Origin of the sequence: Paraburkholderia sp. CNPSo 3274, from assembly GCF_024206475.1 — a bacterium.
Classification (GTDB): Bacteria; Pseudomonadota; Gammaproteobacteria; order Burkholderiales; family Burkholderiaceae; genus Paraburkholderia.
In genome coordinates this window covers 26,945-46,478 of record NZ_JAMBPR010000055.1, presented here as the reverse complement: position 1 = coordinate 46,478, position 19,534 = coordinate 26,945, and the positions used below count along the sequence as shown (strand labels likewise).

Annotated in this window: 21 protein-coding genes and 2 pseudogenes; 12 read left to right on the top strand and 11 right to left on the bottom strand. The window is 63.3% G+C overall.

Annotated elements, in window-relative coordinates; all coding sequences use genetic code 11:
• Window positions 1-54: 54 nt before the first annotated feature.
• The gene (locus tag M3I54_RS30555) at window positions 55-531 is read right to left on the bottom strand and encodes a MarR family winged helix-turn-helix transcriptional regulator (RefSeq protein ID WP_254342661.1); all 477 of its coding nucleotides are present in this window, start codon (window positions 529-531) and stop codon (window positions 55-57) included.
• Window positions 532-626: 95 nt separating this feature from the next.
• On the opposite strand from M3I54_RS30555, the gene M3I54_RS30550 reads away from it, so the two are divergent.
• Window positions 627-992: an antibiotic biosynthesis monooxygenase gene (locus tag M3I54_RS30550; protein WP_254342659.1), complete on the top strand. Its 366-nt coding sequence runs from the start codon at window positions 627-629 to the stop codon at window positions 990-992.
• A gap of 79 nt (window positions 993-1,071) precedes the next feature.
• On the opposite strand, the gene M3I54_RS30545 is transcribed toward M3I54_RS30550, so the two are convergent.
• The 5 genes from M3I54_RS30545 to M3I54_RS30525 form a co-directional block, all read right to left on the bottom strand.
• Window positions 1,072-1,413 carry an RcnB family protein gene (locus tag M3I54_RS30545; RefSeq protein ID WP_254342657.1) on the bottom strand — a complete coding sequence of 114 codons (342 nt, stop codon included), beginning with the start codon at window positions 1,411-1,413 and terminating at the stop codon, window positions 1,072-1,074.
• Between the two features lie 65 nt (window positions 1,414-1,478).
• Complete coding sequence (locus M3I54_RS30540) at window positions 1,479-1,685, bottom strand: hypothetical protein (RefSeq protein WP_254342655.1); 207 nt, start codon at window positions 1,683-1,685, stop codon at window positions 1,479-1,481.
• A gap of 286 nt (window positions 1,686-1,971) precedes the next feature.
• A complete protein-coding gene (locus tag M3I54_RS30535; protein ID WP_254342653.1) occupies window positions 1,972-2,460 on the bottom strand; it encodes a molybdopterin-dependent oxidoreductase in 489 nt (162 codons plus the stop codon).
• 161 nt (window positions 2,461-2,621) lie between these two features.
• Complete coding sequence (locus M3I54_RS30530; protein WP_254342651.1) at window positions 2,622-4,163, bottom strand: methyl-accepting chemotaxis protein; 1,542 nt, start codon at window positions 4,161-4,163, stop codon at window positions 2,622-2,624.
• A gap of 151 nt (window positions 4,164-4,314) precedes the next feature.
• Window positions 4,315-4,515 (bottom strand): hypothetical protein, encoded by a 201-nt coding sequence (locus M3I54_RS30525; RefSeq protein WP_254342649.1) that lies wholly within the window; start codon window positions 4,513-4,515, stop codon window positions 4,315-4,317.
• A 436-nt stretch (window positions 4,516-4,951) separates the two neighbouring features.
• On the opposite strand from M3I54_RS30525, the gene M3I54_RS30520 reads away from it, so the two are divergent.
• Window positions 4,952-5,407: an MEKHLA domain-containing protein gene (locus M3I54_RS30520; protein WP_254342647.1), complete on the top strand. Its 456-nt coding sequence runs from the start codon at window positions 4,952-4,954 to the stop codon at window positions 5,405-5,407.
• A gap of 28 nt (window positions 5,408-5,435) precedes the next feature.
• Here M3I54_RS30520 and M3I54_RS45415 read toward each other — a convergent pair whose 3' ends face one another.
• Window positions 5,436-5,606, bottom strand: a complete 171-nt coding sequence (locus M3I54_RS45415; RefSeq protein WP_375542241.1) for a hypothetical protein — start codon at window positions 5,604-5,606, stop codon at window positions 5,436-5,438.
• A gap of 59 nt (window positions 5,607-5,665) precedes the next feature.
• Here M3I54_RS45415 and M3I54_RS30515 point away from each other — a divergent pair.
• The 3 genes and pseudogenes from M3I54_RS30515 to M3I54_RS30505 all read left to right on the top strand — a co-directional run.
• A pseudogene (locus M3I54_RS30515) lies at window positions 5,666-5,977 on the top strand (efflux RND transporter permease subunit); the annotation flags it as partial.
• Window positions 5,968-7,119, top strand: a pseudogene (locus M3I54_RS30510) (efflux transporter outer membrane subunit); the annotation flags it as partial. The pseudogenes M3I54_RS30515 and M3I54_RS30510, both read left to right, overlap by 10 nt.
• A 127-nt stretch (window positions 7,120-7,246) precedes the next feature.
• Window positions 7,247-8,578, top strand: coding sequence for a protein kinase (locus M3I54_RS30505; RefSeq protein WP_254342645.1), 1,332 nt, complete (start codon window positions 7,247-7,249; stop codon window positions 8,576-8,578).
• 92 nt (window positions 8,579-8,670) lie between these two features.
• Here the strand turns inward: M3I54_RS30505 and M3I54_RS30500 are convergent, their stop codons facing one another.
• Entirely contained in the window at window positions 8,671-9,837 is a 1,167-nt protein-coding gene (locus tag M3I54_RS30500; RefSeq protein WP_254342643.1) for a radical SAM protein, read from the bottom strand.
• A gap of 224 nt (window positions 9,838-10,061) precedes the next feature.
• Between M3I54_RS30500 and M3I54_RS30495 the strand changes: the two genes are divergently transcribed.
• Window positions 10,062-10,520 (top strand): VOC family protein, encoded by a 459-nt coding sequence (locus M3I54_RS30495; protein ID WP_254342641.1) that lies wholly within the window; start codon window positions 10,062-10,064, stop codon window positions 10,518-10,520.
• A 45-nt stretch (window positions 10,521-10,565) separates the two neighbouring features.
• On the opposite strand, the gene M3I54_RS30490 is transcribed toward M3I54_RS30495, so the two are convergent.
• Entirely contained in the window at window positions 10,566-11,330 is a 765-nt protein-coding gene (locus tag M3I54_RS30490; RefSeq protein ID WP_254342695.1) for a substrate-binding domain-containing protein, read from the bottom strand.
• A gap of 370 nt (window positions 11,331-11,700) precedes the next feature.
• On the opposite strand from M3I54_RS30490, the gene M3I54_RS30485 reads away from it, so the two are divergent.
• On the top strand, window positions 11,701-11,955 hold the full coding sequence (locus M3I54_RS30485) for a hypothetical protein (protein ID WP_254342638.1): 255 nt from the start codon (window positions 11,701-11,703) through the stop codon (window positions 11,953-11,955).
• 173 nt (window positions 11,956-12,128) lie between these two features.
• Window positions 12,129-12,305 (top strand): hypothetical protein, encoded by a 177-nt coding sequence (locus M3I54_RS30480; RefSeq protein WP_254342636.1) that lies wholly within the window; start codon window positions 12,129-12,131, stop codon window positions 12,303-12,305.
• Window positions 12,306-12,459: 154 nt separating this feature from the next.
• Here the strand turns inward: M3I54_RS30480 and M3I54_RS30475 are convergent, their stop codons facing one another.
• Both M3I54_RS30475 and M3I54_RS30470 read right to left on the bottom strand, forming a co-directional pair.
• On the bottom strand, window positions 12,460-12,768 hold the full coding sequence (locus M3I54_RS30475) for a hypothetical protein (protein WP_254342634.1): 309 nt from the start codon (window positions 12,766-12,768) through the stop codon (window positions 12,460-12,462).
• A gap of 182 nt (window positions 12,769-12,950) precedes the next feature.
• The gene (locus M3I54_RS30470) at window positions 12,951-13,823 is read right to left on the bottom strand and encodes a GNAT family N-acetyltransferase (RefSeq protein WP_254342632.1); all 873 of its coding nucleotides are present in this window, start codon (window positions 13,821-13,823) and stop codon (window positions 12,951-12,953) included.
• Between the two features lie 239 nt (window positions 13,824-14,062).
• Here M3I54_RS30470 and M3I54_RS30465 point away from each other — a divergent pair, with 239 nt between their 5' ends.
• The 4 genes from M3I54_RS30465 to M3I54_RS30450 all read left to right on the top strand — a co-directional run bounded on the left by M3I54_RS30465 (window position 14,063) and on the right by M3I54_RS30450 (window position 19,461).
• On the top strand, window positions 14,063-15,553 hold the full coding sequence (locus tag M3I54_RS30465; protein ID WP_254342630.1) for an aldehyde dehydrogenase: 1,491 nt from the start codon (window positions 14,063-14,065) through the stop codon (window positions 15,551-15,553).
• A gap of 251 nt (window positions 15,554-15,804) precedes the next feature.
• On the top strand, window positions 15,805-16,473 hold the full coding sequence (locus M3I54_RS30460; RefSeq protein ID WP_254342628.1) for a haloacid dehalogenase type II: 669 nt from the start codon (window positions 15,805-15,807) through the stop codon (window positions 16,471-16,473).
• A gap of 25 nt (window positions 16,474-16,498) precedes the next feature.
• The gene (locus tag M3I54_RS30455; RefSeq protein ID WP_254342626.1) at window positions 16,499-17,773 is read left to right on the top strand and encodes an FAD-binding oxidoreductase; all 1,275 of its coding nucleotides are present in this window, start codon (window positions 16,499-16,501) and stop codon (window positions 17,771-17,773) included.
• Between the two features lie 71 nt (window positions 17,774-17,844).
• Window positions 17,845-19,461 (top strand): ABC transporter substrate-binding protein, encoded by a 1,617-nt coding sequence (locus tag M3I54_RS30450; protein WP_254342624.1) that lies wholly within the window; start codon window positions 17,845-17,847, stop codon window positions 19,459-19,461.
• Window positions 19,462-19,534 lie beyond the last annotated feature (73 nt).

Sequence of the window (19,534 nt, the reverse complement as noted above, 5' to 3'; positions counted from 1 at the left end):
GATGGGGGCGATGCCTTGCTGTAGCACATTGCATGCGCAAGCGACGCCGGGCGGTCAAGCCGGCTCGTCGGCTCCAGCCATGTGGTCTAGATTCGCCAGCAATTTGTTGATGACGCGGTGCAAGGTCTTGATTTCATTGATGGTCACGCCATCGGAGAGGCGGTTGACCCAAGGGGCCTGAAGACGCATGGCCGCTTCGAAGGCTTGCCTGCCCTCGTCGGTCAAAACGACAAGCTGCGCGCGGCGATGGTGAGGGTTAGCCTCGAAGCGGACCAGACCGTCGTTTGCGAGGTCGTTCACGATCCGTTGCACGTTTTGCCGATTGGCCCCCAGATCCCGGGCGATCCAGGCCACTGGCTGTGGCCGTTGCGCGGCACTGATGGCGCCGAGCATTTGCCAGCGTGCGCTCGTGAGCCCGAGGCCCTCGACCAGGCGGTCGCCCGAGGTGAGCAGTCCGCTATTGAGGCGAAAGAGATCGAGCATGATGCTCGACAGCAGGTCGCCGGCCGGTGTTCTCGCAGGTTCGCGCATATGTCACCATATTTCTAAATTGACATCATCATGCCAATTTACTATAAGTTGACCATGTCCGGTTGACATCATGCTTTTAGAACCAGGAGCGCACCATGCAACTACGACCGCTCGATCCTTCCTGCCCGATCGAACGTCAACTTGAGATTGACGCCGAGCCCGTTGTGCTCGTGAACGTCTTCACACTGGATCTGGCCGATGAGGCGAAATTTCTCGAGGTCTGGAGAGACGATGCTGCGTTCATGAAGCAGCAACCCGGTTTTATTTCAACCCAACTCCATCGCGCGCTCGGAGAGCATCCGGCTTATATGAATTACGCTGTCTGGGAATCCACCGCGCATTTTCGGGTGGCATTCTCTCAGCCGGCGTTCCGGGCGAGCCTGGCCGCTTATCCTTCCTCGGTGACTGCGTCGCCGCATATCTTTCAGAAGATTGCCGTGCCGGGTATTTGCGCGATTTGATTTCAGGTCGCTGCCGGTTGCCGGCCCTTGGCCGCGTTACGGCGAAAAGCCGGCAAATCGTGGATAAACAACGGCATGATCAATGCGTACCGGCGGCCAACACGGTTGAGATCACGCCGGTCGCGCTGGCAACGAGCACGTAGTCGCCGGCTACGCCGACCCAATGGTAGCCGCGCGGGGGCGCTTTCAGGCCATGCTGATTCCAGTTTTCGACTACAAAAATCCGGTCACGATATTCAGGCGGCAGGCGGTCGCCGCGATGCCAGTCGCGATGCGGAATCGCACCGACCGGACGGTTGGCTCTTTCGATCGACGTGGGCGGCGGGTTGCCAGGGCGGTGTTCAGGCTGCGATGCGAACGCGGTGCCTGTCGTTGCGAGCAGGGCGGCAATAATGAAGAATGTCGTGACTTTCGCTTTCATGGTGAATGCTCCAAATAGCGTTCAAGAAAAGAGGAAGTGAGATGAAATTTACTTAGGAGCGTTGATCACTCACTAGTAGTTTCACTTCCTTCGGATTCGTTGGCGCGATGCTCCTCTGCTGCGGCGCGATTCGACGTACGCTTCTTGACCACGGAATCGCCATGCGGGGCGGTGGTCGGCGCTGGCAAGCGGGCCATGGCCATGAACGGCGCCATCATGAGGAGGCCGGCAATCGCGAACGAGGCGTTGAGTCGGTTGATGTACGTGTTCACGTTCTTCTCCCTGACAATGAAATAAAGGATGACTAAATTATCGATGGCTTGACTCGTGGTTCGAGAGAAGCCCCGGGAAGACCGGTTCCGAATCCAAAGCTTACGCCAAGTTTACATTTAGTAAGATTTGCTTTCAAGCAATGGGAGCGAAGTTTTTGTGCGGCGGAACGCCTCACGAAATTGGAGCGCGAACACGGCGGCAGTAGCCGCCAAAGCCACAAAGCGAGCGGCGGGGTGCGTCAGTCATAGACGCCCTGCATTGCACAAGCCAGCCGGGGAAAAGGTCTCAGAGCGCGAGCACGCGAGCCTCGATGCGCGCGAGACGTTTGACGTAGCGCGGCGCGGGTACGAGATCGGCACCCGAAAACAGCACGGGGGCGCCGTGCTGCGCGTCGAGCGCCTTGTCCCCGCATTCGTACGCGACGATCACCTGCTCGCCGACGGGCGTATTGAACAGTTCATGCCACGAGAACGTCACGAAGTAACCGTCATGGCCGACGGCCAGGAAGATCATGCGCTTGAAGTCGCCGTCCACGTCGTTGCGCAGTTCGGCCTGCGCGAGCAGGTCCGTCAGGCGTACGCCGCGATAAGGCGCGACCGTCCGGATGAAGCGCTGCGTCGTGTAGCAGCGCAGGTCGAACGCCGGGCACGTCACGGCCGGATACTGCCTGAGCGCATCTAGCGAGAGGGACAGCGGGCGCACGAGGCTGCCCGTGAGCTGGAGCGGGGCACTTTGCCCAGCGGTGTTGCGGGGGCGGTCGCGATATCCATGCATGAGTCTCCGGGCCGGCATCTGCTCAATGAGCGGTCAATGTAGCGTTCGCTATAGTCTTGCGTATATTACGCTCGCGATCAACCGGAGTCAGCCTGGCCCGCAAGATGCCGGACATGCCGCGGCGGTTATGTCCCCAGGGCGGGCGCGGCAGTCGCATAGAGTCAGGCAATCGCGCCATCCCTTAGCCTGAACGCGGCCACGGTCTCGCGAAGCGCGTGCGCCTGCTCGGCCAGCGCGTACGTCGCCGCCGATGCCTCCTCCACGAGCGCCGCGTTCTGCTGCGTGACCTCGTCCATTTGCGTGACGGCGATATTCACCTGCTCGATGCCCGTCGACTGCTCGCGCGACGCCGTCGAAATATCTTGAACGGTGCCGGAAACTCGCTGCACGGCTTCGACGATCTCGTCGATGATGTGGCCGGCGCTGGCCACCTGAGACGATCCGCTTTCGACGTGTTCTTTCGACTGTTCGATGAGCGCCTTGATCTCGCGCGCCGCGCTCGCGCTGCGCTGCGCGAGCGTGCGGACTTCGCCGGCGACAACGGCGAAACCGCGGCCTTGCTCGCCCGCACGCGCCGCTTCGACGGCGGCGTTGAGCGCAAGAATGTTGGTCTGAAACGCGATGCCGTCGATCAACCCGATGATCTCGCCGACCTTGCTCGAGCTGTCCGCAATGGACTGCATCGTGCCGACCACGCCGCGCATCACCGTGCCGCCGCGCGCCGCGGTCTGCGCCGCCGTACCCGCAAGCGAGCTGACGTGCTCTGCATTCTGGGCGTTCATGCGTACGATCGACGTAAGCTCTTCCATGCTCGCGGCCGTTTCTTCGAGCGACGCTGCCTGCTCTTCGGTGCGCGAGGACAGATTCTGGTTGCCCGCGGCGATCTGCGCGCTCGCCGTTGCGACGCCTTCGGCGTTGGTGCGGACCTCGCTCACGACGCGCGCGAGGCTCGTCTGCATTTTCGCAAGCGCCGTGAGCAGTTCTGCTGTTTCGTCGTCGCCATGCGCATGCAGATCGGTCGACAGGTCGCCGTCGGCGACCTCACGCGCAAAGTCCACGGCGCGGCCCAGCGGGCTCGTTACCGTACGGCTGAACAGCACGCCGCCCGCCAGCGCGAGCAGGAACGCGACCACCATGAGCGCGGCGCTCACGATGGTGGCATGCGCCGCCTGGACCGCGGCCTGTGCGGCCACTTGCGCGTTGGTGGAGGCAATGATCTGCGCGGCGCGGTCGAGCAGTTCGGCTGGCGCGCGGTCGACACCGGCGACCACGGTATCGCCCGCAACGGGATCGGCGGCCGCCGCCTTGAACGCCTCGAAGCCCTTGCGATACCCCTGGCCCATCGCCTCGTGCGCCTCGGCGAACTGCGCGACGAGCGTGCGCGCTTCGCCTTCGGGCAGTTTCGTTTCGAGCGCGGCGGCGAGATCGTTCACGGTGCGCTCGCGCTTCTGAAACGCGCTCCAGTAACGATCGAGTTTTTGCGGGTCCTTGCCGCGCAGGAGTGTGTCTTTCCACTCCTGCACCTGCAGCTTGAACTCGACGAGCGTGGCCGACACCATGCGCTCGTTCGCGGCGGCGTCCTGCACGGTGGTGCGGTAGGTATCGATGGCCTGGTTGAGCGTGTGGATGCCATAGAACGCACCCGCCGACATGAGGGTGAGGGAGGCGGCGAAAGCGAGCGGAATCTTGCGGCTGAGTTTCATGGGGGTCGAATGGCTGAAAATGCAAGGCGCATGACGCGCCGACCTCCTTATTACGGCTCGAGCCTGCGCTTCTTGAGCTTTAGCGCATTTCGCCGCCTTTCGTCATACGTAAGCCGTTGCAAACACCTTGCGCGCGGGCGGGCGCCGCGAACTATAGATCGGCCTCCGCTTCAAACGCTTCGAAATGAAACTCGGCGATGAAGGGAAGGGCGGCATCCACGGGGGACTCGGCCGCAGAGTCCGGGTCTGGTGTTGACGTGCCGCCGCCCCGTGCCGCGCAATTCGAGGCGTGCACGTCGCTCGCAAAAAACACAATGCCGGTTATCACGCAGCCACCCAGCAGCCAGAACAACTCAGGGAAAGCCAGCGTCGCAGCGATTTTGGATGGCCTTTCAATCGCGTAGCCATGAAATAATAAGGTTTGCGAAATAACTAGCTGTCCAGCGTGGCGAGATACGGTTGAGGCGAGGGACGGTGAAGCGACGGATGCAGCGACACCCAGCTCCTGGCGCTTTCCAGTGCCTCGATCTGACCGGTCTGCGAATTGCGCCGATACACGCGCCGGTGTTCAGATAGTGTGGTTCCATTTGCGGACTAATGATGTTGCCCCGCTAACAGAACACCCGGCGTATCGGTCATATTCCAGCTCGCCTGACGCGCACACGTATCCGTTTTTATCGCGTTTGTGTCGGCGGTATGTGCCGCTGGGCTGGGCGCGCGCTTTCACTCGCGGTTGATAGAATTGCGCAGCGCGCAAGCAACCCCTCGATTCGAAGGAGCCAGTCTGAATGGCGCCGAACACGGAAACCGAATTTTTTCGCCTTCTCACAAACAGCTATCGCCGCCTGTTGGGTATTGCGCTCGTGCCCGAAGGCATGAGCGACACAGAGGGCGCGGCCTGGCTCTACGAGCGCGCGCCGTTCGGCTTGCTTGCGCACGGCACGCAGGCGGACCCCGTGTTCATGTATGGCAATCGTCGCGCACAAGCGATCTTCGGCTACGACTGGGGCGAAATCACGGCGTTGCCTTCGCGTCTTTCTGCGCAGGCGCCCGAGCGTAGCGAGCGGCAGGCATTTCTCGATTCGGTGACGCGCGAAGGCTTCGTGAAAGACTATCGCGGCATCCGCATTACGAAGTCGGGGCAGCGCTTCTGGATCGAGCGCGCGACTGTATGGCAGTTGATCGACGAAGCCGGCGTGCTGCATGGGCAGGCTGCGATGATTCCGGAAGTCGCGCCTTGCTGACGCGGGCTTGCGCTCGCGAAGCCCGCGATCATTTTGCGTTCTGCGGACCCTTGCGGTTTGCTTGCGGCGCTGCCACGGCATAGCCCGCGAGAAATACGTCTACTGCCCGGTTCACGACCTCCAGCAATTTCGCGCGCGAGACTTTGACCTCGTAACCAAGCGTCGCGATTTCGACCAACTCGGCTTCGAGAAGCGCCAGCAGATGGTGAGCCGCGACGCCTGGGTCACACGGCCGAATTGTGCCCGCCTCGATCGCGCTATGCGATTTCGCTGATCGTGGTGTTCCTGTGCCTCGCGGGGCTGTACGAGAGCTGGTCGGTACCGCTCGCGGTCATTCTCGTGGTGCCGATCGGCGTGCTTGGCGCGTTGTTGGGCGCGCATTTGCGCGGGCTGTCGAACGACGTCTATTTCAAGGTCGGCCTGCTGACGACAATCGGCCTCGCAACGAAGAACGCGATTCTGATCGTCGAATTCGCGAAGGACCTCCAGGAACAGGGCCGTGGGCTCGTCGAGGCTACGCTCGAAGCGGCGCACCAGCGTTTGCGGCCGATCCTGATGACCTCCCGCGCGCGGAGCTGGCCCCGACGATCGACGCCGGCGGCTCGCTCACGAACACGCGCACCGATGGCGCGGTCAGCCACTCGAACACCGTGTCGATCGGCACGACATCATGGGAAATCGACTTCTTTGGGCGCATTCGAAGCCTGAAGCGCCAGGCGCTCGAGGACTATCTGTCGACGCAGGCCTCGCGCACCAGCACGCAGCTTTCGCTCGTGGCAGATGTGGCGACCGACTATCTGCAATTGCTCTCCGACGAGACTTTGCTGAAGGTCTCGACCGACACCGCCGCGGCCGACCAGAGCACCTACGACCTCACGATGAGCATGATGAAGATCGGCAGCGCGTCGCTTCAGGACGTGCGCGAGGCGCAGACCTCGCTGGCGAGCGCACGCGCGAGCGTGGCGTCGTACACGCGCGCGGTCGCGCAGGACCGCAACAATCTGATCGCGGAGATTGGCTGTCCGTTGCCCGATGACTTCGCCACTGAGCCCACGCTGCTGGAGAGCGACGCCATGTTCGCCGACGTCGATGCGGGCATCCCGTCCGATTTGCTCGCGCGGCGGCCCGATATCATCGAGGCGGAGCATACGCTCAAGGCGGCGAACGCGAACATCGGCGCCGCACGCGCGGCGTTCTTTCCCAAGATCGGGCTGACAGCGAGCGCCGGCACGGCCAGCACGAGCCTCTCGCAGCTATTCAAGGCGAGCACGGGCGCGTGGACGTTCGCGCCGTCGATCACGATGCCGATCTTCGATTACGGCAGCAACAAGGCGTCGCTCGATGTTGCGAAGATCGAGAAGGTTATCGACGTGGCCGATTACGAAAAGGCGATCCAGACGGCATTCAAGGAAGTGTCGAACGCACTGGCGGGGCGCGCGACCTATGTCGATCAGGTCGAGGCGGACCGCGACTACGTGAAATCGGCGCAGGATTACTACGATCTCGCGCAGGCACGCTACAAGACCGGTACCGACAGCTTCCTGACCGTGCTGACCGCGCAGCGCACGCTCTATACCGCTCAGGAGCAACTCGTCACCGACGAGCTCGCGAAGCTCTCGAATCAGGTCACGCTATACAAGGTGCTGGGCGGCGGCTGGTCCGCAACGAGCGTGCATGAGCAAGCTGCCGCGAGCGACCAGGCGCGTTCTTGAAGAATGCAGGTCGAAATGCAGCCGGAAATGCGATCGTGGCGAGCGACCCGCTAGAATTGCGATGGTCGGCGCCGCGTTGTGCAGCGGCGCTTGCGACTTCCTTGCCATTATTTGATTTCATTCACGCGTGAAGACCGCTACCCTCGAACAACTGCGTGACGGGCGACTCGCCGGCGCACGACAGCTCAAGCTCGCCTGCGGGTTGACCGAATTTCCGCGCGAGGTCTTCGACCTTGCCGACACCCTGGAGGTGCTCGACCTCTCGGGCAATGCGCTCACGTCGCTGCCGGACGACCTGGCGAGGCTGCGCCACCTGCGCATTCTGTTCGCCTCGAATAACCGGTTCACCGGGTTGCCGCCCGTACTCGGCGACTGCGAATCGCTGAGCATGGTCGGCTTCAAGGCGAACCGCATCCGCCACGTTTCGGGGCGCGCGCTGCCAGCGCAATTGCGCTGGCTGATCCTGACCGATAACGACGTCGACGTGCTGCCGCCCGAAATCGGCGAGCGTCCGAATCTGCAGAAGCTGATGCTCGCCGGCAATCGGCTGCGCTCGTTGCCCGAGACGATGGCCGCTTGTAGCCGGCTCGAACTGCTGCGGATTTCGGCGAACCGGCTCGACGCCTTGCCCGACTGGCTGTTGCGCTTGCCGCGGCTCGCGTGGCTCGCCTACGCCGGCAATCCCCTGAACGTCGCGCGCGAGCAGATGGCGCTGGCCGATGCGCCGGTGCCCGATATCGACTGGCATACGCTCGCGCTTGGACAAACGCTCGGCGAGGGCGCATCGGGCGTGACGCATCGCGCGACGCGTCTCCTGCGCGACGGGCATCCGGTGACGGCGGTCGCCGTCAAGCTGTTCAAGGGCGCGGTGACGAGCGACGGTTTGCCGGAGCTCGAAATGGCCGCGTGTCTGCAAGCCGGCCCGCACCCGAACCTCATCCCGGTGCTCGGCAAGGCCACGGGTCATCCGCTGGGCGAGCATGGCCTCGTGATGGAGCTGATCCATCCGTCGTTCGCCAATCTCGCCGGGCCTCCGAGCCTCGACTCGTGTACGCGTGACGTTTATGCGGCCGATGTACGGTTCGACCGGCCGGTTGCGTTGCATATCGCACGCGGGATCGCATCGGCGGCGCGGCATCTGCACGGGCGCGGGATCATGCACGGCGATCTCTATGCGCACAACATCCTGCACGACGGCTCAGGGCATGTATTGCTCGGCGACTTCGGCGCGGCGTCCTTTCACGATATCGACGATCGCGCACAGGCGCAGACGCTCGAGCGCATCGAGGTGCGCGCGTTCGGCTGCCTGCTGGAAGAACTCGCGCAACGTCTGGCCGGAGAGGCCCATGATCGCGCCGCTGGGTTCGATGCGCTGATCGCAGAGTGTTTGTGCGAGCAAGTCGAGACGCGGCCTTCATTCGATGAGATTGTCGAGCGGCTATCTGCGTTGAGCGATTGAGCGCTAGCCGTTGCAGGCTCAGGCGTCCGCGCTGACCGGCGCGTAGATCGCGAATTTCAGCGCCGGATCGTCGTTCGCCTGATAGCCTCGATTCATGTGCTTTGCGGCGACGAACGCCGGCCGCCGGTCCGTCCTGCTAATGCGGCAAGCGCCGTTCGAGGCAATTCTTCCGTGGCAAGTGCCCACAGCGAATACGCAACGCCGCGCTGGAACAACAAGCCGACCGCAGAGCGAAGTTCGCCTCTGCCCAGCGCATAGACCGAGTCAGTGACGGCCTTTGCACCGTGCATCAGGACGCTGGCATGCCGGTAGCATCCCATCATGCAGGCGTTGCACGGTTCCCGTTGATCGGGCAGGCGGTCGAGGTCGAAGACGGAGCCCATGGGCTCATGCCACGGTTCGCAACGCCAGACATCGAGGTTCCAGTCGATATAAAAATACTTGCTGCCAGCGATACACGGAATGAGTTGCTGTTCGCCGCGCACGAACCGCGCGACCTCGTCCAGTGCAGCGCCCGGGTCCATTACACGAAAGCGCTTCTTGAGGCGCTCGATTGCACTCAATGCTTCGAGTAGTTCGTCACGGCTGAGGTCGACCAGCGTCGAATTTTCGTCATACACAAGCGATGTGGAACCGAATGCCTCGCGCCTTGGATAGGAAAACACCACGGAATCGAAGCCAAGCCGGTTCAGTGTTTCGGGAAGCGATGCGTAACGGACCAGATGGCTCACCGTAACCGTTGCGCAGACCGGAATGCCGAAGGCGTGCGCCTGAACGATGCCCTCGCGGATGCGGGCCGCAAGGCCGGGCAGGCCGCGATTGCGCTCGTGCTCGCTCATGTCTGCGCTATCGATCGAAATCAGGAGACGCTGGAGGCCGGCGGCGGCCAGTTGCTTGATGTGGCGGGGGAGGAACCAGCCGTTCGTGATCAGGCCGCACTGGATGCCGGCTTTCGTGGCCGAGTCTACGAGCGATTCGATTTGCGGGTGAACCAGAGGCTCGCCGCCCTGCAGCGTCATGTAGCGAATCCTGCGTTTGCGAAGCATCGGCATCGCACGCGCGAACGCATCAGGATCGATATACCGGCGCGGGCCGGCCAGTTTCTTCTCACGCGAAAAGCCGCAGAAGTCGCATGCGGCGTTGCAAACGTTCGTAACCGAAACGTCGCAGACCGCAGGCAGTGGATTGCGCGGCTCGCTCGCGCCGTTGCTTACATTTGGCAAACTGCGCCACTTGATGGTCCGCTCTGTCCTGTCCATGGTGCCCTCACGGTTTGCCGACTCGTTCCGCACGAACCATCATAGGTTACGCCCGGCACGCGCGCTGGATCGGGTACGATATTTTTCCAGATAATGACTCAAACAAATCCTGTTTGACCGGCTAGTGTCAGACGACTTCCAACCCCATACTAGAGATGTCTCACCGGGAAGTCAGTTCCGGGCGAGTTTGTGACCGCTATGCACGGATTGCAGAAGGAGGTGAAATGGTTGACACCACAACCACCAAGCCGCGCGCCATCGGCTTCAACCACGTTGCGCTCGAAGTTGGCGATATCGAGGAAGCGCTGGCTTTCTATGGCCGCATCTTCGACTTTCAATTGCGTGGCAAGAGCAAGACGATGGCCTTCATCGATCTTGGCGATCAATTCATCGCGTTGCAGGCGGGACGCAAACAGCCCGCCGATGACGGCCGGCATGTCGGCCTCGTTGTCGACGACAAGGAGGCGGCGCGCGCCGCGCTCAAGGCGGCGGGAGTCAAGCCGCTCGACGGTCCGTTTCTGGATTTTCGCGATCCCTGGGGCAATCGCATCGAGATCGTGGGCTATGACAATATCCAGTACACGAAGGCGCCGAACGTTCTGCGCGGCATGGGCCTGACGCACCTGACCAAGAACGAAAGCGCGAAAAAGGAGCTGGCCGAAAAAGGGATGGCGGCGAGTTGAAGTCCATCTTTCGGTGATGGCTTATCGGCAGCGCTGCTGCTTCGCTCAATTCGGTTGCGGTTGCGGTTGCGACTGTTGTGGCACAAGTTGCGGCGGCGGCGGCGGCAGCGGCGGCGGTTGCGGCGCCGTGATCGGTTCGAGCCCGCTGCGCGTGATCGCGGGCGCCGCATCCGGCGAGGACAGAAAGCGGATCAGCGCCTCCGCGCCGGCAGGATTTCTCGCTGTGGTCGCGATGCCCCCGGAGTACACCGTGTAACGTTGCACTTCCGCAGGCAAACTGCCGACCACCGTTATCCCTTTCACCGGCAGCAGTTCCACGACCTGCTGCAAGCCGATTTCCGCGTCGCCGTTCGCGACGACAGTGGCGACCCGCTCGGCAGAAACCATGCGGCTCTTGCTTTTCACACGGCCGTCAATGCCCAGACGCGAAAACAGCTCGTTGGCGATATAGATTCCACTCGCGCTTTCCGGATAGACAATCGACTTCGCAGCAAGCAGCGTGCGGCGCAAAGCGTCGACAGTGCTGATGTCCGGTTTCGGCGCACCCTCGCGCACCACCATGCCGATTGGCGAGCGTGCGAAGTCCACCTTGCTGCCGGGCACCACGTTGCCGGCGCGAATCTGATCGTCGAGCGCATAGCTGACCACGATCAGCACGTCGGTCCACTCGCCACGCGCAAACCGCACGGGAATCGCATTCAGGGCCGTGCCCGCAGCGGCCCCCCAGACAGTGGCGAGTGTATTGCCGCTCTCGTCCTCGAATTGCGGGCCCAGGTCGCGATACGCTGGCGCAAACCAGCCCGACATCATGACTTTCACCGGGTCTGCCAAACACGCGCCGGGGCCCAGTAAAGCGAACGCTACGCAGAATGCGAGTGTGCGAACCCTCAGCTTGTGGATAGTCACGGTTGCGCCCCATCTCAATCGGCTGATCCGACACCACGGACATGTATCGCTCCCTATTTGTGACGAATGCGTGCGACGAATGCGTGCGACGAAAGCGTGTCATGGATAGGACCTTTTGCATCGTTTATACAACACGTTCGTTTGGGCACACACTGCTTTTCTTCGCCTCTGATAGTCTTTTCCCAGCGACAGTTCGGGCGGTTAACAAACTTGACGCGTGCGATCGTGAAATCGAAGACAGGGGGGCTTATCCATGTTGCATTGGCTTTCAAACTTGATTGCCCACAATGCCGCAACGCCGGAGAAGCAGGCTCAACGCGCGCTGGGTGAATTGCGCATGGCACTCTTCCAGGCCGAACAGCGGGTTCTCGATGCGCAATTGCAGGCTGAGTATTACCGCACGCGAATTGCGTTTTGCGAGGAAGTGCTGCAGGCAGGCATCGAACAGGTGTCGGACCACCGCAAAGGGCAACGTGAAGCGGTTACGCACGACTTGCGCCCGAACCTGAAGCTGACGACTTCGCAATAGTCATGTAAGGCCGAATCCGTGCGGCGATTTGGGGACAAGGCGTGCGGCCGCATGGATCCGTGCGATGGCTTGAGATGAGCGGCAGCAATTGCGGCTACGGCACCAAACTTGCTCAATCGGTGTGCAGGGAACCCTACTGGTCGAAACAGTAGACCCTACATCAGGAGACGATCATGGACTACCGTGAGCATAGCTACCCCGTGGAGAGCGAGCAGGACGACGCTGATTCGGCGAGCGAACCTTACCTGCATCCGTATCGTGCGTTATTGCACGAGCCTACCGTCGTACTGGTTGGCAACCCGAGTGACCGCGCAGACGTCGCTACGTCGGCGATACTGGGCTACAACTGACGGCAGTGTTTGCGCGTCGATTGGCGGGTCAAATGTTCTGTATTCCGAACTATGTGATTCGCCGAGTCAGCGTTGTCGACAAGCGGCAGATGCGCGCCCATCCGGGCGCATCGCGCTTTTCTTTTCGGTAGTCGGCAGAACAATCGACGAAGCGCTAGATGCGCGGTAGATCGTCGATGGATTTTTCGACGTTACCGTCCGGCACTTCCAGATCGATGCCATCGATCCCATTGGGATGCGGGACCGGCTTGATCTTCGGGCCAAGAAATCTCATGCCGCCCAGCGTAAATACCGAATAAACCACTGCGCCCAAGCGGATGTCGTTTGTGACGGCCCCCACCTCGGAGATGGTGGGTGTCGAGAGCCAATCGTGCGTCTGGGGGTCGATTTGCGCCCAGCGCACGTGTGTTACCCGGTCCGTTGAGGAACTGATGCGTACACCGTCGACACCATAGGTAGCCATAGCCGTCACCCTCGAGACGAGAACTCAATAATGGTAGTCCGATCGCAGCGCGGGTGGTAGCGCGCCGTCGGCCAGGAGGTGTCCTTCACGCTGGGCCAGTCCTGCTCAGCGGTTTCGAGGGTCGTACCGTGTGGCGCCGCCGCGCGGCAGTATGAGGCCGGATACTTGCCAATCAACCGCGCTCACCACACCGCCTGGCTCGTGATTGCAAACTGCTTGAACTGGGCATCGACGCGCAAAGGCGCGCCGCGTTCGGTCTTCTCGATGTGATCGACGAGCGGCAGCCCCACGCCTTCGAGCCAGTCGGAGAGGCCAAGATCGACGGGCGTATCGATGCGCACGAACATGCCCGCGTTGGAGGCGAGCCAATGGCTGATCAGCGCCTTGGCGCGGCATGCATCGGGGGAATCCGGGGCGATGACGGGGCCGATCACGTGCCCGTCGCCAAAGCGGCGAAAGAGCGCGAAGCCGATCAGGTCGCCGTCGCGGTCGAGCGCGATGCCGCTCGCTTGATCGAGCAGTTTCGGCAGCATGTCCGAGCGGTCGAGGCCACTTGCGCGCGTAGCCAGCTCGATGAGGCGGGGCCGGTCGCTCGCGCCGATCGGGCGCAGCCGCTCGCCTGCGGGCAGCGAGACGAGCGGCGGCTGGAACGCCGCGCCCTGGTGCTGGTGAATGCGGCCGATGCGCGTAAAGCCGAGCCGCTCGACAAGCGGCCAGCCCGTGTCGCTTGCATGGAGCAGTAGCGTGCGCGAGGCGAGCGCCTGCATCCAGTGTTCGATCATGGCCCGGCCAATGCCGCGGCGCTGATGACTGGGCTTGACGATCAGCATGCCGAGTGTCGCTGCGTTGGGACCGAACAGCCAGGAGAAAGCCGTGCCGACGAGCGAGCCGCTTTCGTCCACGGCCACGATGCCTTCGCCGATGCGGGCGGCGAACCGCCAGTCTTCGGGGCGGTGCCGCCAGCGCACTGCTGTCGACAACGCGTGCGCGGCGGCCAGATCGTCGGCAGTAAAGGCGCGGTAGGTAATGACGCTGCTCAGGTTTGGGTCGGACACGCCGGCCTCCGGATTCTGTATACGCGTACCGTGACTATCGCATTGGCAGCCGTGGCTGACTAGGACGATCTTCCTGTTTGGGCGCGCGCCGGGCCTGCGCCCGTGATGCAATGCAAAACGCGGGGTTGGACGGTCAATAACGCGTCGATTCTGCTGATTGCGCTTTTTTGTCGGCGAAATATGCGGTGGCAGTGGATCTACGATATTTCCCATCGAGACCAAGTCGAGGGAACCCAGCCATGGACCAGTTCGATCCCGCCGCAGTGGCTGCTGCAGTGGCTGAAAAAGCCGGCCATTTTATTGGCGGAGAATGGGTCGCTGACGGCGCGGCGCGCATCGGGGTCGCGCGGCCATCGGACGGCGTTGTCTTTGCCTCGGTGCCGCTTGGCGATGCGCAACTTGTGGACCGCGCCGTCGATCACGCGAAGCGAGCGTTTCGCGAGAGCGGCTGGCCACGCATGGCGCCGCGCGAGCGTGCCCGCATTCTGCGCCGCTTCGCGGACCTGATCGCCGCCGACACCGCCACGCTCGCGCCGCTCGAAGCGCTCGGCTCGACGCGCCCGGTGCGCGACGTGTGCGCGTGGGACCTGCCGTTCACGGCGGAAGGCATCCGCTTCTATGCCGAGTTCGCCGACAAGATCGGCGGCGAGGTCGTGGCCACCGATCACGACCATCTGGGCATGACGATCGCCGAGCCTTATGGTGTGGTTGGCGCGATCGCGCCGTGGAATTTTCCGCTCGTGATGGCATCGTGGAAGATCGGTCCGGCGCTCGCCGCGGGCAATGCCGTGGTGCTCAAGCCTTCGGAAATGACGCCGTTCTCCGTGCTGCGTCTGGCCGAACTCGCAATCGAGGCGGGCATTCCGCCGGGCATCTTCAACGTGGTGCAAGGCGACGGCATGACGACCGGCGACGCACTCGTGCGCCACCCGGACGTCGCGAAAGTCACGTTCACGGGATCGACACGCGCGGGCGCTGCGATCATGGCGGCGTGCGCGCAAAGCGGCACGAAGCCGGTCACGCTGGAGCTGGGCGGCAAGAGCCCGCACCTCGTGTTCGCGGACGCGCCGAAACTCGACGAGGTCGCGCATCGCATTGCGGGCGCGATTGCGGTGAACGCTGGGCAGGTGTGCGTGGCCGGTTCGCGGCTGCTGGTCGAGCGCGCCGTTGCGGAGGAACTCGTTTCACGCATCGAGCAGGCGTTCGCTTCGCTGCGCGCCGGCGCGACGTGGGCTTCGGGCACGACGCTGCCACCCATCATTTCGGAAACCCAGGCCGCGCGCATCGAAGCCATTGTCGAGCGCAGCGTGGCCGAAGGCGCAACGCTGTACTGCGGCGGCCGCCGGGCGGACGCGCCTGTGCCCGGCGCGTTCTACCTGCCCACCATCCTCACCGGCGTGACGCCGCAAACCGAGGCGGTGCGCGCCGAGATCTTCGGCCCGGTGCTCACGGTGCAGACCTTCGACACAGAGGAGGAAGCGCTCGCGCTCGCCTCGCATCCCGAATACGGCCTCGCCGCCGGCGTGCACACCGCGGACATCGGCCGGGCGCTGCGGCTCGTGCGCGCGCTGGAAGCGGGCACCGTGTGGGTCAACCGCTACGGACGCAGCAACGACTTCATGATTCCGACGGGCGGGTACAAACGCTCAGGTCTGGGCAAGGATCTCGGGCGCCAGGGTTACGAAGCGCACCTGCGTTTCAAGAGCGTGCTGATCGATACGCGGACCTAACGGAATGCTGACGGTAATGCGGACAAATCACCCTGGAAAACGCACGGTCATGCGGCTATCACGCGCTCGATGGCGCCACCGCAGAATCTGCTGCTGCGGCCCCTGCAAACGCGTGATTTATACCGTGAATGCCCCACGATTCGACGCCAACCCCAAATTTTGCGCTGTTTAAATTTTCCACAGGGACGCACTTCCCCCTGTTTTCGCCACTGAGCCCCGGAGCGGGTTCATCACACGAAAGGACTGCCATCATGATCGATTTCGAGCCGAAGTACATCACGTTCGACTGCTACGGCACGCTCACGAAGTTCCGCATGGCCGACATGGCGCGCGAGCTGTACGGCGACCGCCTCAAGGGCGCCGATCTCGAGAAGTTCGTCACGTTCTTCGCGGGCTATCGCCTCGACGAGGTGCTCGGCGCATGGAAGCCGTACCGCGACGTGCTCGTCAATTCGGTGCGCCGCGCCTGCAAGCGCATGAACGTCGAGTTCATCGAGTCCGAAGCCGAAAAGTTCTATACCGCCGTGCCGACGTGGGGCCCGCACCCGGACGTGCCGGAAGGTCTATCGCGCCTGGCGAAGAAGTACAAGCTCGTGATTCTCTCGAACGCTTCGGACGACCAGATCCAGAGCAACGTCGACAAACTCGGCGCGCCGTTCCACCGCGTGTTCACGGCGCAGCAGGCGCAGTCGTACAAGCCGCGCATGCAGGGCTTCGAGTACATGTTCGACCAGTTGAACTGCAACCCCGGCGACGTGCTGCATGTTTCGTCGAGCCTGCGTTACGACATCATGACGGCGCACGACTTGGGCATCAAGCACAAGGCGTTCGTGAAGCGCGGCCACGAGCCGGGCACGCCGTACTACGAGTACTACGAAGTCGAGACGATCGGCGAACTCGCGTCGCAACTGGGTCTGTGAGAGCAGCGATAGGCGAGGCCGCCCGATGAAGCTCGACTCCTACTGGCTCGATACCGCCCCTGGCGGTCTGCTCGCAAGCGAGGGACCGGTGGAGGGCCGCGTGGACGTCGTCGTGGTTGGCGGCGGCTTCACGGGGTTGTCCGCGGCGCTCGCGTTTGGCCGCCGCGGCGCGAGCGTCGCGGTGCTGGACGCGGGCCGCATGAGCGGCGGCGCATCGGGGCGCAACGGCGGCCAGTGCAATACCGGCGTGGCGCAGGACTATGCGGCGCTGCGCGGGCAATTGGGCATCGAGCGCGCGCAGGGTTGCTACCGCGCTTACGCGGCGGCCGTCGATACCGTCGAGCGGTTGATTCGCGAAGAGGACATCGACTGCGACTACCTCGCCTCGGGCAAGCTCAAGCTCGCGGCGAAGCCCCATCACTTCGAACACCTCGAACGCACGGCCGAGCTGATTCGCCGCGAAGTCGATCCGGACGTCGAGATCATCGGCCGCGAACAGATTCGCAGTGAGGTGGAATCGGACAGCTTCCATGGCGGACTGCTTCAAAAGCGCGGTGGCCAGATGCACATGGGCCGCTTTGCGGTTGGGCTTGCGAACGCCGCTGTACGGCGCGGCGCACGGCTCTACGAGCACGCCGCCGTGACGTCCATCGCGAAGGAGAGCGGCGGCTATCGCGTGGAGTCGACGCGCGGGACGTTGCGCGCGCAACAGGTATTGATCGCCACGGGTCCTTCGCGGCATGGGCCGTTCGCGTGGTACCGGCGGCGTCTTGCGCCGGTCGGCTCGTTCATCGTCGTGACGGAACCGCTGCCGCCCGCGCAGCTCACGCGGCTCTTGCCCAACCGCCGCTCGTACACGACGAGCCGCCTCATGCACAACTATTTTCGCGTGACGCCGGACTCGCGCTTACTGTTCGGCGGGCGGGCGCGCTTCACGGCGTCGGAGCAGCCGTCCGACGCCAGGAGCGGCCGCATCCTGCAGCGCAATCTCGCGCAGCTCTTCCCGGCGCTCGCGAGCGTGCGTATCGATTACTGCTGGGGCGGGCTCGTCGATATCACCGCGGACCGCTTGCCGCGCGCGGGCCAGCACGAAGGCGTGTGGTTCTCGATGGGCTACAGCGGTCACGGCACGCAGATGTCGACGCATATGGGCCAGGTGATGGCCGAGGTGATGAGCGGCAACCCGTCCGCGAACCCGTGGCGCGATTTCGCGTGGCCCGCCATTCCGGGTCACACGGGCAAACCGTGGTTTTTGCCGCTCGTCGGCGCGTACTACCAGATCAAAGACGCTTTTTACTGACCCTGCTTTTCCACAACACACAGCCTCGATACGTCGAGCTGCGGCCCCCCACATCAGACGCGGAGAAGTTCATGAGCATCGACAAATCGCTTGAAGACATCGCTCACCCGGGCGTGCGGCTCGAGGCGTTGACGAAGCGCGGCGCCTCGCGCCGCGACCTCCTTCGCGCGATGGTCGCGGGGGGCATGATGTCGATGACGGGCGCGGGCCTGCTCGCCGCGAGCGGCGCGGCCTTCGCGCAGGAAAAGCCGAAGCAGGGCGGCAAGATCCGTGTGGCGACGCAGTCGTCGTCCGCCTCCGACACGCTCGATCCCGCGAAGGAGTCGGTGTCCACCGACTATGTGCGCGCGAACATGCTGTACAACGGCCTGACCGAGTACGACTCGCACCTTGGCGCGCAGATGGCGCTCGCGCAGTCGCTCGAAACGAAGGACGCGACGGTGTGGGTCGTGAAGCTGCGCAGCGGCGTGCAGTTCCACGACGGCAAGGCGCTCGCGCCCGCCGACGTCGTGTACTCGCTCATGCGCCACAAGGACGCCGCGGCGGGCTCGAAGGTCAAGACGCTCGCCGACCAGTTCCAGGACGTGAAGGCCACGGGCCCGAACGAAGTGACGATCACGCTCTCGGGCGCGAATGCCGACCTGCCCGTGATCCTCGCCGACTCGCACTTCATGATGGTCAAGGACGGCACGAACGACTTCAAGACTGCCGTGGGCACCGGCCCGTTCAAGCTCAAGGAGTTCTCTCCGGGCGTGCGCACGGTCGTCGTGCGCAACGAGCGCTACTGGAAGCCGGGCCTGCCGCATCTGGATGAGATCGAGCTGGTCGGCATCGGCGACGAATCGGCGCGCGTGAACGCGCTGCTCTCGGGCGACGTGCAACTCATCAACCAGGTGAGCCCGCGCTCGACCTCGCGCATCAAGGGCACGCCGGGCTTCGCGGTGAAGGAGACGAAGACGGGCCAGTACACCGACCTCATCATGCGCGATGAAGGCGGCGTTACGGGCAACGCCGACTTCCGCCGCGGCATGATGCACCTGTTCGACCGCGAGCAGATCCGCAGCGCCGTGTTCCTCGGCTATGGCGCGATCGGCAACGACCAGCCGATCGATCCGACCAACAAATATTACTTTGCCGGCCTGCCGGAACGCACGTTCGATCCGCAGAAGGCGAAGTTCTACTTCCAGAAGGCAAAGCTCGGCAGCACGCCGCTGCAGATCTATGCCTCCCCGGCGGCGGACGGCTCCGTCGAAATGGCGATGCTGCTGCAGCAGGTCGCGCCGCAGGCTGGCCTGAACCTTCAGGTGGTGCGCACGCCCGGCGACGGCTACTGGTCGAACCACTGGATGAAGCACCCGCTGACCTTCGGCAACATCAACGCGCGCCCGAGCGCCGACGTGATCTTCACGCAGTTCTTCAAGTCGGATGCGCCGTGGAATGAAGCGAACTGGAAGGACCCGAAGTTCGACCAGCTGCTGCTTGCCGCGCGCGGCGAGCCCGACGACGCGAAGCGCAAGAAGATCTACGGCGACATGCAGGTGCTCGTGCATAGCGACGGCGGCATCGGCATTCCGCTGTTCCTGAGCTCGCTCGACGCGCATACGACGAAGCTCAAGGGCCTCGGTTCGATTCCGATTGCCGGACTCATGGGCTTCAAGTTCGCCGAGAACGTCTGGCTCGAGGCGTAGTTCGAGGTGTGATGTTTGCGGCCGGTGTGCGTCTGGATGTGCGCCCGGCCACCGATCCCCCGTTTCATGATGC

What these genes read in the sequence shown, in the direction of transcription:
- M3I54_RS30555 (WP_254342661.1), bottom strand. Translation starts at nt 531, where the DNA reads ATGCGCGAACCTGCGAGAACACCGGCCGGCGACCTGCTGTCGAGCATC.
- M3I54_RS30550 (WP_254342659.1), top strand. Translation starts at nt 627, where the DNA reads ATGCAACTACGACCGCTCGATCCTTCCTGCCCGATCGAACGTCAACTT.
- M3I54_RS30545 (WP_254342657.1), bottom strand. Translation starts at nt 1,413, where the DNA reads ATGAAAGCGAAAGTCACGACATTCTTCATTATTGCCGCCCTGCTCGCA.
- M3I54_RS30535 (WP_254342653.1), bottom strand. Translation starts at nt 2,460, where the DNA reads ATGCATGGATATCGCGACCGCCCCCGCAACACCGCTGGGCAAAGTGCC.
- M3I54_RS30530 (WP_254342651.1), bottom strand. Translation starts at nt 4,163, where the DNA reads ATGAAACTCAGCCGCAAGATTCCGCTCGCTTTCGCCGCCTCCCTCACC.
- M3I54_RS30520 (WP_254342647.1), top strand. Translation starts at nt 4,952, where the DNA reads ATGGCGCCGAACACGGAAACCGAATTTTTTCGCCTTCTCACAAACAGC.
- M3I54_RS30500 (WP_254342643.1), bottom strand. Translation starts at nt 9,837, where the DNA reads ATGGACAGGACAGAGCGGACCATCAAGTGGCGCAGTTTGCCAAATGTA.
- M3I54_RS30495 (WP_254342641.1), top strand. Translation starts at nt 10,062, where the DNA reads ATGGTTGACACCACAACCACCAAGCCGCGCGCCATCGGCTTCAACCAC.
- M3I54_RS30490 (WP_254342695.1), bottom strand. Translation starts at nt 11,330, where the DNA reads ATGATGTCGGGCTGGTTTGCGCCAGCGTATCGCGACCTGGGCCCGCAA.
- M3I54_RS30480 (WP_254342636.1), top strand. Translation starts at nt 12,129, where the DNA reads ATGGACTACCGTGAGCATAGCTACCCCGTGGAGAGCGAGCAGGACGAC.
- M3I54_RS30475 (WP_254342634.1), bottom strand. Translation starts at nt 12,768, where the DNA reads ATGGCTACCTATGGTGTCGACGGTGTACGCATCAGTTCCTCAACGGAC.
- M3I54_RS30465 (WP_254342630.1), top strand. Translation starts at nt 14,063, where the DNA reads ATGGACCAGTTCGATCCCGCCGCAGTGGCTGCTGCAGTGGCTGAAAAA.
- M3I54_RS30460 (WP_254342628.1), top strand. Translation starts at nt 15,805, where the DNA reads ATGATCGATTTCGAGCCGAAGTACATCACGTTCGACTGCTACGGCACG.
- M3I54_RS30455 (WP_254342626.1), top strand. Translation starts at nt 16,499, where the DNA reads ATGAAGCTCGACTCCTACTGGCTCGATACCGCCCCTGGCGGTCTGCTC.
- M3I54_RS30450 (WP_254342624.1), top strand. Translation starts at nt 17,845, where the DNA reads ATGAGCATCGACAAATCGCTTGAAGACATCGCTCACCCGGGCGTGCGG.